This is a genomic window from Maribellus maritimus, assembly GCF_022267315.1.
Classification (GTDB): domain Bacteria; phylum Bacteroidota; class Bacteroidia; order Bacteroidales; family Prolixibacteraceae; genus Draconibacterium; species Draconibacterium maritimum.
In genome coordinates this window covers 143,419-159,775 of record NZ_JAIKLE010000015.1, presented here as the reverse complement: position 1 = coordinate 159,775, position 16,357 = coordinate 143,419, and the positions used below count along the sequence as shown (strand labels likewise).

The window sequence follows — 16,357 nt, the reverse complement described above, 5'->3', positions numbered from 1 at the left end:
ACATGCCCCGGGAAAGGTATGTCCCTCTTTGTGTGTCCCGATAAAAGGATTGACATAAACAGTTAAATCTTCAATACCGGGTTGCTTTTTAGCAGAGATACTCTGGCATCCAAATGCAATTAGCAGTGTTATAGCTGCAACCGTTGTTTTAGTTTTAGTTGAAATACTCATTATGATTTACATCTCGTTAGTTTACATTTAATTCGTAATGGTTTCTGAATGAACTTCAAGATAAATATAAGTTTCAAGCTGTAAAAGTTTTGTTAACAGATTTCTTCCCGACAGCGGGACAAAATCTCTTTATTTTCCTCCATCGTTAAGCAGGCTTTTTTTTGTACATTTGCACCTCAAAAATTTTTAGTCAGAACTCTGAAAAAGAAAACATGGAAATTCCGAGTAAATACAACCCGGCCAAAGTAGAAGACAAGTGGTATAAATACTGGATGGACTACAACTATTTCCATTCAACACCCGACGAACGTGAACCCTACACCATTGTCATACCACCACCTAATGTTACAGGTGTATTGCATATGGGGCACATGCTCAACAATACCATTCAGGATATTTTGGTTCGACGGGCTCGTATGACCGGTAAAAATGCCTGTTGGGTACCCGGAACCGACCATGCTTCAATTGCAACGGAAGCCAAAGTGGTAAATAAACTGCGTGCTGAAGGAATTGACAAATATGATCTTTCCCGTGAAGAGTTTTTAAAACATGCCTGGGACTGGACAGACAAACATGGCGGAATTATCCTTGAACAGTTAAAAAAACTGGGTGCTTCCTGCGACTGGGAACGCACTGCTTTTACCATGGACGAGGCCCGAAGTGAATCGGTAATTAAAGTTTTTGTTGACCTGTTTAACAAAGGACTGATTTATCGCGGCGTTCGGATGGTAAATTGGGATCCGGCTGCCAAAACAGCACTTTCCGACGAAGAAGTGATTTACAAGGAAATGCAGGGAAAACTGTATTACCTCAACTATAAAATTGAAGGAGAAGATGGTTTTGTAACAATCGCAACCACCCGCCCGGAGACTATTCTGGGCGATACCGCGGTTTGTGTAAATCCGGCTGACGAGCGTTTTTCTCACCTCAAAGGGAAACGCGTTTTGGTGCCGCTTGTTAACCGTTCTGTTCCAATTATCGAGGATGAATATGTGGACATGGAATTTGGAACCGGCTGTCTGAAAATCACTCCTGCTCACGACATTAATGACTATGAAATCGGGCTGAAACACAATTTGCCTACCATCGATATTTTTAACGACAACGGAACATTAAGCGAAAAAGCCGAACTGTTTATCGGGGAAGATCGTTTTGATGTGAGAGATAAAATAGTTCCGGAACTGGAAAAAGCCGGTAATCTGGTTAAAATTGAAGATTACACCAATAAAGTAGGTTTCTCGGAACGTACGGATGTGATTATCGAGCCAAAACTTTCGGCGCAGTGGTTCCTGAAAATGGATGAACTGGTAAAACCGGCACTGGAAAATGTGATGAATGACACCATAAAATTTCATCCGGCAAAATTTAAAAATATATACAACCACTGGATGAGTAACATCAAGGATTGGTGTATCAGCCGCCAGTTGTGGTGGGGGCATCAAATACCGGTGTATTATTTACCCGATGGAACTCATGTTTGTGCCGAGACTGTTGAACAAGCACTGGTGCTTGCAAAAGAAAAGTCGGGTAATTCCGGTTTAACAGCAGCCGACCTGAAACAAGACGAGGACGCACTGGATACCTGGTTTTCCAGCTGGCTCTGGCCCATTTCGGTTTTTGACGGAATTCGTGATCCGGAAAACAAAGAAGTGAATTATTATTATCCGACTTCGGATTTAGTAACAGCGCCGGATATTATTTTCTTCTGGGTAGCCCGAATGATTATTGCCGGGTATGAATACCGTGATGAACTCCCCTATAAAAATGTGTATTTCACAGGAATGGTTCGCGATGCGCAGCGAAGAAAAATGTCCAAATCATTGGGAAATTCTCCCGACCCGCTGGACCTGATTGCCAAGTATGGAGCAGACGGAGTAAGGGTTGGAATGCTGCTTTGTTCTCCGGCAGGTGGCGATTTGCTTTTTGATGAAGGCTTACCTCAACAGGGAGCAGGATTTGCTACAAAAATATGGAATGCTTTCCGCCTGGTAAAAAACTGGGAAGTTTCTGCTGAAATAGAACAGCCGGAACACTCAAAACTGGCCATCGAATGGTTTAAAAATAAACTGAATGAAGTAGTCGTCCTGTTAAACAAACAGTTTGAACAATTCCGTGTTTCCGAAGCGCTTATGACGGTTTACACATCGGTACGTGACGAGTTTTCGGGCTGGCTGCTTGAAGTTGTAAAACCGGCTTACCAGCAACCTGTTGATGCAAAAACATATAACGAGGTAGTTGAATTGTTTGACCAGATGTTACGATTGATGCATCCTTTCACACCGTTTATAACAGAAGAGATCTGGCAACTGTTAAGCGAGAGAAAAGAGGATGAAAGCATTATGATAAGCCAACTTCCAAAGGCTGAAAAATTTGATGCTGATTTGCTTTTAGCTTTTGAAAATGTAAAAGAAGCCATTTCGGGTATTCGTAAAATCAGAAAAGATAAAAATATTCCGAACAAAGATTCGCTGGAATTAAAAATACAAAAAGGAGACAAAGGTTACGAAGCCGCTTTTGACAGTGTTCTTGCAAAAATGGGGAACCTGTCATCTCTTGAATCTGTTGGAGAAGAGGTAAAAGGCGCCGCTTCCTTCCGGGTAAAGTCAACAAATTTCTATATTCCTCTGGAAGGATTTATTGATGAGGAAGAAGAACTCAAAAAGTTGGAGGAAGAACTCAAATATACAAAAGGCTTTCTTCATTCGGTGATGAAAAAACTGGGCAACGAACGTTTTGTCAACAATGCTCCGGAAGCGGTGGTTGCAAAAGAAAAAGCAAAACAAGCCGATGCCGAAGCAAAAATAAAGGTACTGGAAGAAAGGATTGCGGGGATGAAATAAAAACAAGTTGCTGATTTTGGTTTCAAAACAGACAACAAGGAGTAGCTAACAATAAGAGCTTCCTTCTCCTTAAATCATGTTAAAAAAGCCGTTAAAATATGTTATCTTTCAGGCCTTCTAAAACCAATTGAATACTTTTATAGCCGGTTTTTTGAATGGCAATGAAAACAATAAACAAAACTATATTCTTTTTTCTGCTGGCTGTTGCCCTCAATGGTTATACCCAGGACGATGTCGTTGTGGACCCGATGTTAATCCGGCTGCAGGCAAAAATTATCAGTGCAGCTGACAGTTCCGCAGTGCCTTATGCCAACATCGTAAACAACCGTACCCACAGCGGAACCATAACAAATGCCGATGGCTTCTTCTCGCTTGAAATGTTAAACATTGATAGTTTGGTAGTATCCTCGGTAGGTTATCAGAAGGCGGTTTTAAAAGTGCCTTATAATTATAACGGGAACAGTGTTTTGGTTTTTCTGTTAAAACCGATGAACTACAATTTGGGGGAGGTTCAGGTAAAAGGGGAACGACCAAACGTTGATCTTGGTCTGGAAACAGGCAAACCAACTGATATTCCTGTTGAATTGCGAGGCGATGCATTTAATGAAAAACCACCTGTGGTTGCGGCACTTTTTAGCCCAATCTCGTTCTGGCACTACCATTTAAGCAAACGCGAAAAACAAAAAAGAGAAGTAAGAAAAGCCGTAGCCCTGGAAAAAAACTGGGAAATGCATTCACAAAATTACAACAAAGAAATGGTCATCTTTCTGACAGGAATGACTGAACCACAAGCTGACACTTTTATGGTTTGGTTTAACGGGAAAGATGTATTGCCTTACACATCAACTGAATATCAGGTCCGTGCTTCTATTCTGGAATACTTCGAAATTTATAAGAGAGAAGGCAGGCTAAAATAAAAAAACCACCCCCAAAAGAGTGGTTCATGTAATTATAATTCAATGACTTTAATATTTCTCCATTTCACCTTTATCCCTCCGCCGGAGTGAATTTGCAACGCAATCGCACCTTTGCCTTTTGCAATTTTTTCATCTTTTATATCAACCATCTCTGTGTCGTTCAACCATGTCGTAACATGACCGCCTTCAACACGGATTCTCATTTTGTTCCACTCTCCCATTTTCAGGATGTTTTCTTTTTCATCAGGAATCTGCACAAGCCATCCCCTTCCGTACGATTCATAAATTCCACCGGTGTCGTGATTTGGCGGAGCAACCTCCACCTGCCATCCACTTACTTTGGTTCCTTCAAATGTTGAACGAAAAAATACTCCGGAGTTGCCGTCAGCTTCCTGCAGAAATTCAAGTGTTAAATCAAAATCGTCGTAAAATTTTTTGGTTGACAGGTAGCCATATTCCTCATCGGGTCCGCTTTCACAAATCAAAAGACCGTCTTCAACATACCATTTTTCAGTGCCGTGAACGACCCATCCTTTTAGATTTTTACCGTTGAATAATGCTTTCCCGTCTTTGGCAGAAGCCATAAAAGTACCTGCAAATGCAAATAAAATCAGAAGTAATAATGTTTTTTTCATCGTTGGTAGTTCGTTATATATGTTTTAGTTTTATTCGTTTTACCGGCCCAATTCTTTTTTCAGCAATTTTACATTATTTTCCAGCCGCGTGATGGTTTCATCTTTTTCTTTAATCTGAGCCTTCAGATTTTCTGTTTCCGACTTCACTTTTTCAAGCTGATTTTGCAAATCCGTAGTTTTCTTTTCACCCGAATTCACTTGCCCTTCCAAAACACTTATTCTTTCCGCCAGTTGACGCTTATCAAAACTATACTGGTCAACAAGCTGTGTTTTTGCATCCAGCTGGCTTTCCATCTGGGCAACCCTCGATTCGAGTGTGCGAATAGATTTATCCTTATTTTCTATAGCTGCTGTTAAGCGCTGTTTTTCAAAATCCAGATTAAAGCTGGTTTGCTCCAATGATTCATTTTGCTGACTTAATTTTTCATTTAAAACAAAAACCTCGCTATTCAATGAGTCAATGTACTGATCTTTCATTGCGTTACTTTGCATCAGCTCATTTTTCATGGCTTCAAAATCGGAAATCAACGCTTCAATTCGTTTTGCCCGTGCATTATTTTCGTCGGTTAACTGCCGAACCTGCTCCTCGGCTTTTAACCTGCCACCCTGCATCTCAAGAAATTTCTTTTTTGATACACACGAACTCATTAAAACTGTAATTGCAAGAAAGAAAAGTATAAAATATTTTTTTGACATATTTTTCGTTTTTGTTTTAACAAAGATATAAATAATAATCCCCTATTATAACGTTATATAAGTGTGAATGGTATTTATTTATTACTTTTAATTCAAAAAGAAAATGAAGAAAATAATTATAATAGTAACGCTCTTTTTTTCTACATGGGTTGCTTCGGCGCAGAACGGGTCAAAAATTATTGAAACCATTAAAGGAAAAGTTATCAATGTAGCAACCAACGAACCGGTAGCTTATACCAACATCGGTTTAGAGGGCACATTGTATGGGACTGCCAGCAATGCAGATGGTGATTTTGAACTAAAAATCCCTGAAGAACTTGCATCAAAAAACATTTATTTCTCAGCAGTGGGTTTTAAAAACAAAACATTTCCGGTTACCGAGCTGTATGGAAAAGAATATAGTGTGATTAAACTTGAGTCGCAATCGTACGATATTGGGAATATTGATGTTGCCGCCCAATCCAAAGTTTTAATACGAATTCTTCGAATGGCTGCAGAAAACACTCCCTATAACTTTATTGGCGGACCTTATAACCTGATTTGCAGTTACGAGAACAATAAAACCACAAACGACACCACACAAACGAATCAGAAAGCAAGCGTTACAATTTATGACAAGAGTGGCTACACCAATCCGTCGAAACTTGATGCTTTTCAGTCGGTAAAATATGTCGTAAAAAAAGACTCGGAATATGAAACCGACTATCGTTTTTCAACCGGAACAAATAACATTGGCGAATTGCTTGATTTTGACTGGGTTCGTTCGGGATCTTCCGTATTAAACCCCGATCTTCTCGCCGATTTCAGACTGACTTTGGAAGATGAGCCGGTTGTAAATGGTGATGAATGCTGGACTATCGCTTTCAAACAAACCGTTCCAACACTGGCTGGTTCGGGTGACTTTTATGCTACTTTTTTTGAAGGAAAAATTACGATTGAAAAAGAAGATTATTCCGTTAAAAAAATTGAAGGAACTATCCGTTCAAAACAAAACAGTTTGCAGGGCCGATCCCTGGCAGTAACGAATTCCAGCCTAAAAGTAAAAAAGGATGTTTCGTATCAGTATACAGTTAGCTACGCCAATTTAAAACCGGAACTTATACAGGTTGAAAAGAAATACAAAATGGATGGCAGCAAAATTCAGGAACAAATCAGTTTAAAAGTTAACCAGGTGCAAACGACTAATGTAACCGCCTTGCAAAACAGAGACTATTTTTCAGGAGAATAAAAAAAATTTAAAGGTTGACGACTATTCCTGTATCTTAAAGGAATTGTTTGATTAAATAAAAAGCGCTTGGTAAAAAAATACAAAACGCTTTTTTTATGAGCCCTTACTTATTTTTAATCTTCTTTGAAAAGTTCTTCTTCGGTTACTTTTTTTACCAGCATACTGTCCTTCAGCGATTTTGTTATTGCATTATAAGGCGCAATAACTACCTCATCCCCTTCTGAAATTCCTTCCAATATTTCAATACTGTTGTTATCCTGAATACCGGTTTTAACTTCCACTTTTCGAACAACATCGTCCTTCAAAACAAAAACAACTTCCTGTTTTTCTTCACGTTCAATAACTTCCTCTTCTCCATCCTCATCCGGCGAATTGCTTTCGTCTTTCACTTCCTCTGTTCCGCCACCTTCCTTTTTCACACGTGTTGTAACAGCAGAAATAGGAACAGAAATAACATTTTCACGCGTTTCTGTTTGAATATCAACTGTGGCCGACATCCCAGGGCGAAACGGGTATAAATTACCGGAAACAGAATCAACAAGATCAGTATAGGACTCAGCCAGCAAAAATACCTTTACCTCAAAATTGGTCACCTGGTCGGTTGCGGTCCCGGTAGTGCTTGCCGAGTTGGCTATTTCAGTGACAACTCCTTTAAATTTCCGCTGCAAATAAGCATCTACCTCAACCAAAGCCGTATCGTATTTTGAGACTTTTACAATATCATTTTCATTGACCTCCACTTCCACCTCCATCCTGTCTAAATCGGCAACAACCATCATTTCAGTACCAACCATCATACTGGTTCCCACTACACGTTCACCTTTTTCAACATTTAAAGCCGAAATGGTTCCAGCGATAGGTGCATAAATTTTGGTTTTTCTCAATTGTTCGTCAGCTTCTGATACCGAGGCTTCAGCACTTTTCACTGAAAATTCAGCAGCCCGAACCTCAGACTGGGCAACTTTATAAGAGGCTTCGGCAGATTCGTATTCCGAAACTGGAATAGCGCCTCCGTCATAAAGCTGTTTTGCCCTTTTAAAAGCCATCTCCCGCTCAATTCGTTGTGCTTCGGCCTGTGCCAATCGGGCTTTCGAAGAATTCAACGTCGCCTGTGCCCTGTTTAATGCCGAAACATACATATCAGGCTTAATCACACATAGTAAGTCACCGGCTTTTACTTCGTCGCCTTCTTCAACATATAACTCAACAATTTCACCGGCAACATCGGGGCTAATTTTCACCTCCGTTTCAGGTTGAATTTTACCATTGGCTGTAATCTGTTCTGTTATTGTTTTACTTTCAACCGTTTCGGTAGCAACGCTAATAGCATATTCCTGCCCAAACCAACCGGCCTTTTTCCCAACAACCAAAACAATAATAGCAACAACAAGCAAAACAATTGCGTATGGTAGTATCTTTTTCTGATTCATAATTGTCGAAGTTTTGTTTTATATGTCAGTCGAGTCCGCTTAAAATTACAACTTATTGGTTGCGATAAAGAAATAATTTCTGAAATAATCTTTATTGTTTTACAAGCATTCTTGCCGTCAGCCTGCTGTGTTGTTCCAGATAAATATCTTTTTCTTTGACCATCCAGTCTAAAACTTCTTCTGTGTAATGCCTGATTGTGATTAAAGTAAGGTCGGTGTTGTACCTGACGGTGTAGAATGGTTTCAGTTCCAGAAAAATCTCCTGCAAATCAGCCTCAGGCGCATCAATTACAAGATTTAAATCGATTGCCGACTGTTGCATGAGGGTAACTTTCACCCGGTTCTCCAGCAAAAAATTGACTACGCGGTCGATGTCATTAATGCTTATAAATGAAAAATCTTTAGGAGATAAGGTAATCAATACCAGATTTTCTTTTAGAATAAAAATTGGAGGCAATTCTATTTTATGATCGATTTTATGAATTACAGTTCCGGAATTTTCAGGCTCCAAAAACGATTTTACATACAGCGAAATACCCTTATTATGAAGAGGTTTCATTGTTTTGGGATGAATAATCTGAGCTCCTGAATGCGTCATCTCAACTGCTTCTCGATACGATAACTCAGTAATTTTTACAGCGCCATCCATCTTTTTGGGATCTGCGCTCAGTACACCCGGTACGTCTTTCCAAAAAGAAACGCTTTCAGCATTTAAGATATTCCCCAAAATGGCAGCTGTAAAATCTGAACCTTCGCGCCCCAGTGATGTGGTTAAATTTGTGGTAGTAGAACCAATAAAACCTTGAGTAATATATAAGTTCTGTCCGTTAAACCGGAATGTGTCCTGAACCAACTCTTCTGTCCATTCCCAGTCAATTGAGGCGTCGCGAAAATTATCGTCTGTTCGGAGACAGGCACGAATATCAATCCACTGATTTTTTACTCCTGCGTAGTTCAGATAATCGCTTATGATTTGTGTAGAAACCAGCTCCCCGAAACAGATAATCTGATCGTATTCAAAATTAAAATCGAGTGAAGGAACCTTCTTCAATTTCGCTTCAAGTTCAACAAATAAAAAGGTAACCGACTCAGGAATTCCGTTTCCATCAAAAAGGTTATCCATTATTTCTTTATGATAAGCTTTAAATTCCTGAAATATCTCGTATTTTTTTTCCTCTCTGTTAAAATAGGCTCTCACCAGCGTTTCCAGCAAATTGGTCGTTTTTCCCATTGCTGAAACGACAACTACAAGGTTCTCACTGTATTTTCCCAGGATACGGGTTACATTTTTAACGGCCTCCGCGCTTTTAACAGAAGCGCCACCAAACTTAAATATTTTCATTGTCCGATATTTTCTCTGTGCAGGGAATACTCCCATTTTTAAACGAAAGGCGTAAAATAATATTTTTCAGCAAAACTAAAGAAATATTATCATCATATATTCAATACAAAACAAACAAGGCTTCCTCTGAAAAATTGATTAATTTAGTTGCGCTCTGAAAATAGCTTATGTATGAATATTTCTTCGAAAGTAAAACTAAATAACGGAGTAGAGATGCCCTGGCTGGGATTGGGAGTATTCGAATCCCGGGAAGGAGGGGAAGTTGAAAAAGCAGTTCTTCATGCTTTGGATTGTGGCTACCGGAGTATTGACACTGCTGCTATGTATTACAACGAAAGAGGTGTTGGAAACGCAGTAAAACAAAGTGGTATTCCCAGGAAGGATATTTTTCTCACAACAAAAGTATGGAACAGCGATCAGGGGTACCAAACTACCCTGCGCGCTTTTGAAGAAAGTATCGGGAAGCTGCAAACCGAATATATTGATCTTTATCTTATCCACTGGCCCAAAGGGAAGCGCTCGGCAGAAACATGGGAAGCAATGGAAGAGTTGTACCAAAAAGGTAAAATCAGAGCCATTGGTATCAGTAATTTTATGATTCATCACCTTGAAGAATTTTTACCCCGATGCAATGTGTTGCCCGCCGTTAACCAGGTGGAGTTTCACCCGGAACTGGTTCAACCCGAATTGTTAAAATATTGTCAGGAGAAAAAAATCCAACTGGAAGCCTGGAGTCCGATTATCAAAGGAAAAGTAAATAACTTACCGGTAATTCAGGCACTGGCAGTAAAATACGGAAAGACACCGGTTCAGATTGTTTTGCGCTGGGATATTCAAAAAGGGGTGGTAACTATTCCAAAATCATCAAATCCGGAACGAATTTCTTCCAATGCGGACATCTTCGATTTTAATATTAGTGAGGAAGACATTTTAAAAATCGACCGGTTGGATAAATCGCTCAGAATTGGGCCGGATCCAAATAATTTTAGCTTTTAATTCAAAAAAAATACGATGAAAAAACTGCTGCTGTTTATTATTATTCTCGGTGCTTTAAGTGTACAGGCACAAATTCAAAAAAATAATAAAAGTGTACTTACGATTGAAAAAATCATGCAGAATCCAGACCACTGGATTGGAACACTTCCTGAAAGAATCTCCTGGGATGACAACAGTTCGAAAATATACTTTAACTGGAATCCCGGTATGGACACGCTTTCATCGCTTTATGCCTATAATCTGAAAAGCAGAAAAACAGAGAAAGTCTCGTTGGAAGAACAGCAAAATTTACCTGGCCGGTTTTCCGATTATAATTCAGACAACACAAAAAAAGTAGCAATCAAAAATGGGAATCTGTATCTTTTCGATTTGAAAAAAAGAACTGAAAAGCAACTCACCGACTGGTTAAAACGAATCTCAGACCCTCAGTTTGTGCTTGATGATTCGCACATTTCTTTCCTACTCGATCAGAATCTTTTTTTGCTGAATTTGGAAACCGGCGTAATAAAGCAAATAACTAATTTTTCTCCGGGTGATGAACGACCGGAAAGAAAGAGTCAGGGACAGGACAAGTGGCTGGAAAAGCAGCAAATGGAACTGTTTGATGTACTAAGAGAAAGAGAAGCCATGAACAATGCCCGTGAAAGACAACGGGAAAAAGAGGAAATACCGGAACCACTAAAAATATACTTGGGTAAAAACAGGTTAAGAGACGCTTCACTGAGCCCTACAGGGAAATTTGTTATTTATTCCACTTTTGAAATGCCGCAAGGACAAAAATCGACATCGGTTACTCACTTTGTTACAGAATCGGGGTACACAGAAGAACGTGATGCACGAGCAAAAGTTGGGAGCCCGCAGGCGAACTCTGAAATGGGGATTTTTGATATTGAAAATAACAAAACTGTTAAAATTAAAACAGATGATATTCCCGGATTAAAAGACCTGCCTGAATACTTAAACGATTATCCGGATAAAAAGGCCAAAGATGATGCTGAATTAAAAAATCGGGGACTTAGCCTACTTGGTCCGATATGGAATCCCGAAAGCGATAAAGCCATTTTAGTGGCTCTTGCTGCAGATCACAAAGACAGGTGGATTTTACTTCTCGATCCGGCAACAGGAGAACTCGATCTACTGGATCGTCAACATGACGAAGCATGGATAGGTGGCCCGGGAATCGGAAGTTGGGGATATTCAACAGGCAGTATTGGCTGGATGCCCGACGGGACATCTGTTTGGTTTCAGTCGGAAGAAAGTGGTTACTCTCAGTTATACACCGTAAATACGGAAACAAAGGCAAAAAAAGCATTAACCTCGGGAAAATATGAAGTTTCCGAAGCTTCCATTTCTAATGATAAAAAATATTTCTATTTCGTCGCCAACAAAGTACACCCCGGAGTAATGCATTTTTACCGGATGCCGGTTTGGGGAGGTGAGTTTACACAAATTACATCGATGGAAGGCAACAACGAAGTAACGCTTTCTCCCGATGAAAAATATCTTGCCATCCGTTATTCGTATGCCAACAAACCCTGGGAACTGTATTTACAGGAAAATAAACCCGGAGCCGAAGCAACTCAGATAACCCAGTCAACAACTGATGATTTTAATGCCTATTCATGGCGGGTGCCCGAGTTTATTACTTTTAGTGCTGAAGACGGAGCGGAAGTTTATGCACGTTTATACCGTCCTGAAAATATAGAGAAAAATGGCCCTGCTGTTGTTTTTGTGCATGGTGCCGGCTATTTGCAAAATGCACACAAATGGTGGAGCAGCTATTTCCGTGAATTTATGTTCCACAACTTTTTAGTCGACAATGGCTACACTGTTTTAGATATCGATTATCGTGGCAGTTCTGGTTATGGCCGCGACTGGCGAACAGGAATATACCGCCACATGGGAGGTAAAGATCTTTCAGACCATGTAGATGGTGCTAAAATGTTAGTCGAAAAGTACAATGTTTCGCCTGATCGAATCGGAATTTACGGAGGGTCGTATGGCGGATTTATTACTTTGATGGCCATGTTCACAGAACCCGGTGTTTTTGCCGCCGGAGCCGGACTTCGTTCTGTTACCGACTGGGCACATTACAACCACGGTTACACTGCGAATATTTTAAATACCCCGGTGGAAGATAGTATTGCCTACAGGCAAAGTTCACCCATTTATTTTGCAGAAGGCCTGGAAGGCGCGCTTCTGATGTGCCATGGAATGGTGGATGACAACGTTCAATTTCAGGATATCGTGCGACTGTCGCAACGTCTGATTGAACTGGGGAAAGAAAACTGGGAACTGGCTGTTTATCCCGTTGAAGCACACGGGTTTGTGGAACCATCGAGCTGGACTGATGAATACAAACGAATTTTTAACCTTTTTGAAGAAAATCTAAAATAAAAATATTGCTCCTCCAGAAAGTAAAAACGTCAAGATTGAATTATTGACATTTTTACTTTCTTAATTTATTATAAAATATCGGATTATTTAACTTGCTGAAATTCAAAACTGTCCTACATTGTTTACCTTTGTTTTCTAAAACAGACAGAATTGAAAAGTTATTTAAAAATATTCAAATGGGTCTCCCCCATTGCTTTTTGCCTGTTTTTCTGTTTATCCGGACAGTTCAACCAATCTATACAAAAAATCAATTCAACAGGCAACATTGTTTGTTCAGAAGATTTGAATTTTATTTGTGACACCTCCACCGAAATCCCCTCTTTTATTGAAGAGGAAGTTGAGGATACAGATAAGAGTTTTGGTGAGCTAACCAGAAAAACATTCTCAAAAAAAAAGATTACCCAAACTTCTTTACCTGCGAAATATACTAACAATGATATTTTACCGGTTGTTGTTTTGATTCAACAGACCAACCTGCCTCCTCCGGTTTTTAACATCGACTGAGGCACATTGACCAATTAAAACAAAAATTTTAAAAAATCGAACCTAAAACAACAGTTTGATTGTTTACCATTTACGGATTGTTTTAGCCCGTTGAATTTTAACACAATGTTTAAAGCAAAAATAAATCCTTCTCTGATTCTGCATTTTCTTTCAATTGTAATTTCTTTTGAAAGTTTGTTTATGTTCCTGGCTGTTTTTGTTTCAGCTTTAAATCACGAAACAATTACAGAAAAGCTTCTTTTGGCATCGGTATTTGCATTTCTTTTAGGACTTTCGTTAAATATTCTCACCAAAAACCAACGACACAGTGAACCATCGCGGAAGGAAAGCTTTTTTATCGTGAGCATTAGCTGGTTTATGCTCGGACTAATCGGTACAATTCCATACCTGGTAACCGGAACTATTCCGAATTTTGTAAATGCTTTTTTTGAATCAATATCGGGATTTACCACAACTGGTTCGTCCATTCTTGCCGATATTGAGTCGCTCCCAAAAAGTATCTTGTTCTGGCGAGCTGAAACTCACTGGATTGGCGGAATGGGAATTATTGTTCTGGTGGTAGCAGTTATGCCCTTTCTGAACATTAACGGGATTTATCTTTTTTATTCTGAAATTTCGAGTGTTACAGATGAAAAAATATCAACAAAAATCAGATATGCTGCCCGGAACATGTGGCTCGTTTACATCGGATTAACATTTATAGAAATAGTTTTTCTGCTGATCGGGAAAATGTCGCTTTTTGACAGTGTCTGTCACGCTTTTGCCACGGTTGCAACCGGTGGTTTTTCCACCAAAAACGACAGCATCGCAGGCTTTTCGCCTTACATTCAATACATTATAACTTTATTTATGTTACTGTCCGGAATCAATTTTTCTTTGCATGTTATTTTGTTAAAAGGGAAATTCCGCACTTTTATAAAAAATGAAGAACTAAGGTTGTACCTCTTTATTATTTTGGTAGTTGGTGCTACCATCACCGGACTTTTATATTTTGAGCAACATCTCAAACTTGAACAGGCTTTCCGAGACTCGGTTTTTCAAGTTGTTTCTGTTTTAACGGCAACCGGCTTTGCCACTGCTGATTATCTGAAATGGCCTGAACAGGCGACTTTACTCATTGCCCTTTTAATGTTAATCGGAGCGTCTTCCGGGTCAACAGGCGGCGGTGTGAAAGTTATCAGGCATCTTATTTCCTTAAAAAAAATAAGACATTCATTTAAAACCTTGATAAAACCCAACGTTGTAAATGTAATACGATATAACGGAAGCGCTGTACAATCCGAATATATCTCAGGAGTACTTGCATTTGTGATTTTGTATTACCTTATATTAATGGTCAGCACACTGATTATGATGTCTTTCGGACAAGATGCCGCCACATCATTTGGTGCATCGGCAACTTGCATGGGCGGTATCGGGCCCGGATTTGGAACCGTTGGCCCTGTCAGCAATTTTCTTCATTTACCCGACGGAGCCAAATACTTTCTTACCCTTTTGATGGTAATAGGAAGACTCGAAATTTATTCTGTCCTAATTATTTTCACCCGGACTTTCTGGCGTTTATAAACGAATCAATGTTTTTGGGAGACAAACCTGTCAACTCTCTGTATTCTGCATCACAAATCTATTTCTCTTTTCAATTCGTTTCGCCCAGTAAACAAATGGAGTATCGGCTGCAGCTACAATCCATTTTAAAAAATAGGTTGTAATAAATATCTCGAATAAAATTCCTGTTTCATAAACACCATAAAAGGCTATCAGCACAAAAACAAGGCTGTCAATTAGTTGTGAAACCATGGTACTCAGGTTATTTCTCAGCCAAATCTGGCTATCCTTTGAAAATCTTTTTCTCCAAAAATGATACGCCCACACATCATGCCGCTGCGACAAAAGATAAGCCGCCAAACTTGCCACCGCAATTCGTGGCATCAATTTAAATATTGTACTGGTTGCTTCATGTGTTACCGCCGCAAATTCATCCCCTTCCAAAGGGACAAAAACCAATGCCAGGTTCATTAGCAATGTCATTGAAATAAGGCTAAAAAAACCTATCCAAACGGCTTTTTTCGCTTCTTCCTTTCCATAGTTTTCGGAAAGTATATCGGTAACCAGAAACGATGTGGCATAAACAATATTGCCGAGTGTCGCCACCAGCCCAAACAATTGTATGGTCTGAATAACCTGTATATTGGCTACAATTACGGAAATAGGAATCCACATAACTAATCCCCACTTACCAAAAAGTTTATAGGCTAAAATAATCAGGAAAAAATTTGCCAGCAGCATAGCCAGCCACAACAATTCGTTTTGCATTTTTTTAATTTTTTAGTCGCAGGGTGATGCCACCTGCAATAGTTTGTATTCGAATTCCGGCTGCAAAAGTAGCAAAAATCTCAATTACCAAAACGATATCATTTTTAACTTTTAAGTTACATCAACCTCCCGGGTTATATAACCGGCATAATCCTTTACTATAGGTCGGTAACTTTCATGAAACAAACTTGACGACACAATAAAGTCAGCGGTTGAACGGTTCGATGCCGTTGGGATGTTGTACAAAACGGTTATCCGAAGCAAGGCTTTTACATCCACATCGTGTGGTTGTGGTTGCATCGGGTCCCAAAAAAATATCAAAATATCCACTTCACCGTTAACAATCAATGCACCTAATTGCTGGTCGCCGCCAAGTGGTCCTGATTTTAATCGTGTTACGGTTGGCGGAACAACACTATTCTCCAAACATTTAAAGGCAAGAGTTTCTTCCACTAGTTTCCCGGTTGTTCCGGTACAAATTAAGTTATGTTGAACCAGTTCCATCCAGTTGTACGACACCCATTCTATTATATCTTTTTTACGATTGTCGTGTGCAACAATCGCAATGTTTTTTTTCTTTTTCATGGCTTTTAATTGTTTAATTTCAATAAACTTACTGTGAATTTTATGTTCAGAAGTTTCGTTTGACGGCAGGTTTATTTGACTTTTTTACACTTGTTCCCATCTTTTCCGGAACAATAATTAATTGTTTTCGCTACAAAGGTATATGCATTTCAGCCACAACTCTGCAACAAAATTCAGGGGAATTGAATTTATTTAGATTTATTTAATCTTTACGAACAAAATGAACGACAACAATCAAACAAACATCACACAAAACACCACATTTACAACATGTTACACAAAATCCATTTCAACGTCTCTTTA

The 16,357-nt window shown here is 39.3% G+C and carries 13 protein-coding genes; 7 read left to right on the top strand and 6 right to left on the bottom strand.

Annotated elements, in window-relative coordinates:
• Nucleotides 1–383: 383 nt before the first annotated feature.
• Together K5G00_RS14900 and K5G00_RS14895 are read left to right on the top strand one after the other, a co-directional pair.
• Nucleotides 384–3,011: a valine--tRNA ligase gene (locus K5G00_RS14900; protein WP_238766975.1), complete on the top strand. Its 2,628-nt coding sequence runs from the start codon at nt 384–386 to the stop codon at nt 3,009–3,011.
• Nucleotides 3,012–3,172: 161 nt separating this feature from the next.
• Nucleotides 3,173–3,928 carry a carboxypeptidase-like regulatory domain-containing protein gene (locus K5G00_RS14895; RefSeq protein WP_238766974.1) on the top strand — a complete coding sequence of 252 codons (756 nt, stop codon included), beginning with the start codon at nt 3,173–3,175 and terminating at the stop codon, nt 3,926–3,928.
• Nucleotides 3,929–3,960: 32 nt separating this feature from the next.
• Here the strand turns inward: K5G00_RS14895 and K5G00_RS14890 are convergent, their stop codons facing one another.
• Nucleotides 3,961–4,563 carry a 3-keto-disaccharide hydrolase gene (locus K5G00_RS14890; RefSeq protein ID WP_238766973.1) on the bottom strand — a complete coding sequence of 201 codons (603 nt, stop codon included), beginning with the start codon at nt 4,561–4,563 and terminating at the stop codon, nt 3,961–3,963.
• A gap of 39 nt (nt 4,564–4,602) precedes the next feature.
• A complete protein-coding gene (locus tag K5G00_RS14885) occupies nt 4,603–5,259 on the bottom strand; it encodes a hypothetical protein (protein ID WP_238766972.1) in 657 nt (218 codons plus the stop codon).
• A 103-nt stretch (nt 5,260–5,362) separates the two neighbouring features.
• On the opposite strand from K5G00_RS14885, the gene K5G00_RS14880 reads away from it, so the two are divergent.
• Nucleotides 5,363–6,487: a carboxypeptidase-like regulatory domain-containing protein gene (locus K5G00_RS14880; RefSeq protein WP_238766971.1), complete on the top strand. Its 1,125-nt coding sequence runs from the start codon at nt 5,363–5,365 to the stop codon at nt 6,485–6,487.
• A 113-nt stretch (nt 6,488–6,600) separates the two neighbouring features.
• On the opposite strand, the gene K5G00_RS14875 is transcribed toward K5G00_RS14880, so the two are convergent.
• Together K5G00_RS14875 and K5G00_RS14870 are read right to left on the bottom strand one after the other, a co-directional pair.
• A complete protein-coding gene (locus tag K5G00_RS14875) occupies nt 6,601–7,917 on the bottom strand; it encodes an efflux RND transporter periplasmic adaptor subunit (protein WP_238766970.1) in 1,317 nt (438 codons plus the stop codon).
• 91 nt (nt 7,918–8,008) lie between these two features.
• Complete coding sequence (locus tag K5G00_RS14870; RefSeq protein ID WP_238766969.1) at nt 8,009–9,259, bottom strand: aspartate kinase; 1,251 nt, start codon at nt 9,257–9,259, stop codon at nt 8,009–8,011.
• Between the two features lie 171 nt (nt 9,260–9,430).
• Here K5G00_RS14870 and K5G00_RS14865 point away from each other — a divergent pair, with 171 nt between their 5' ends.
• The 4 genes from K5G00_RS14865 to K5G00_RS14850 all read left to right on the top strand — a co-directional run bounded on the left by K5G00_RS14865 (nt 9,431) and on the right by K5G00_RS14850 (nt 14,722).
• Nucleotides 9,431–10,255, top strand: a complete 825-nt coding sequence (locus K5G00_RS14865) for an aldo/keto reductase (RefSeq protein WP_238766968.1) — start codon at nt 9,431–9,433, stop codon at nt 10,253–10,255.
• A 15-nt stretch (nt 10,256–10,270) separates the two neighbouring features.
• Complete coding sequence (locus K5G00_RS14860; RefSeq protein ID WP_238766967.1) at nt 10,271–12,652, top strand: S9 family peptidase; 2,382 nt, start codon at nt 10,271–10,273, stop codon at nt 12,650–12,652.
• Nucleotides 12,653–12,802: 150 nt separating this feature from the next.
• Complete coding sequence (locus tag K5G00_RS14855) at nt 12,803–13,156, top strand: hypothetical protein (RefSeq protein ID WP_238766966.1); 354 nt, start codon at nt 12,803–12,805, stop codon at nt 13,154–13,156.
• A 105-nt stretch (nt 13,157–13,261) separates the two neighbouring features.
• The gene (locus K5G00_RS14850) at nt 13,262–14,722 is read left to right on the top strand and encodes a TrkH family potassium uptake protein (RefSeq protein WP_238766965.1); all 1,461 of its coding nucleotides are present in this window, start codon (nt 13,262–13,264) and stop codon (nt 14,720–14,722) included.
• 30 nt (nt 14,723–14,752) lie between these two features.
• Here the strand turns inward: K5G00_RS14850 and K5G00_RS14845 are convergent, their stop codons facing one another.
• Nucleotides 14,753–15,469 carry a queuosine precursor transporter gene (locus K5G00_RS14845; RefSeq protein WP_238766964.1) on the bottom strand — a complete coding sequence of 239 codons (717 nt, stop codon included), beginning with the start codon at nt 15,467–15,469 and terminating at the stop codon, nt 14,753–14,755.
• A 111-nt stretch (nt 15,470–15,580) separates the two neighbouring features.
• Nucleotides 15,581–16,054 (bottom strand): methylglyoxal synthase, encoded by a 474-nt coding sequence (locus K5G00_RS14840; protein WP_238766963.1) that lies wholly within the window; start codon nt 16,052–16,054, stop codon nt 15,581–15,583.
• Nucleotides 16,055–16,357 lie beyond the last annotated feature (303 nt).

Excerpts from the sequence above, each read along its gene's own strand:
- K5G00_RS14850 (WP_238766965.1), top strand. The coding sequence starts at position 13,262 with ATGTTTAAAGCAAAAATAAATCCTTCTCTGATTCTGCATTTTCTTTCA.
- K5G00_RS14880 (WP_238766971.1), top strand. The coding sequence starts at position 5,363 with ATGAAGAAAATAATTATAATAGTAACGCTCTTTTTTTCTACATGGGTT.
- K5G00_RS14870 (WP_238766969.1), bottom strand. The coding sequence starts at position 9,259 with ATGAAAATATTTAAGTTTGGTGGCGCTTCTGTTAAAAGCGCGGAGGCC.
- K5G00_RS14860 (WP_238766967.1), top strand. The coding sequence starts at position 10,271 with ATGAAAAAACTGCTGCTGTTTATTATTATTCTCGGTGCTTTAAGTGTA.
- K5G00_RS14885 (WP_238766972.1), bottom strand. The coding sequence starts at position 5,259 with ATGTCAAAAAAATATTTTATACTTTTCTTTCTTGCAATTACAGTTTTA.
- K5G00_RS14865 (WP_238766968.1), top strand. The coding sequence starts at position 9,431 with ATGAATATTTCTTCGAAAGTAAAACTAAATAACGGAGTAGAGATGCCC.
- K5G00_RS14900 (WP_238766975.1), top strand. The coding sequence starts at position 384 with ATGGAAATTCCGAGTAAATACAACCCGGCCAAAGTAGAAGACAAGTGG.
- K5G00_RS14840 (WP_238766963.1), bottom strand. The coding sequence starts at position 16,054 with ATGAAAAAGAAAAAAAACATTGCGATTGTTGCACACGACAATCGTAAA.
- K5G00_RS14890 (WP_238766973.1), bottom strand. The coding sequence starts at position 4,563 with ATGAAAAAAACATTATTACTTCTGATTTTATTTGCATTTGCAGGTACT.
- K5G00_RS14845 (WP_238766964.1), bottom strand. The coding sequence starts at position 15,469 with ATGCAAAACGAATTGTTGTGGCTGGCTATGCTGCTGGCAAATTTTTTC.
- K5G00_RS14875 (WP_238766970.1), bottom strand. The coding sequence starts at position 7,917 with ATGAATCAGAAAAAGATACTACCATACGCAATTGTTTTGCTTGTTGTT.
- K5G00_RS14895 (WP_238766974.1), top strand. The coding sequence starts at position 3,173 with ATGAAAACAATAAACAAAACTATATTCTTTTTTCTGCTGGCTGTTGCC.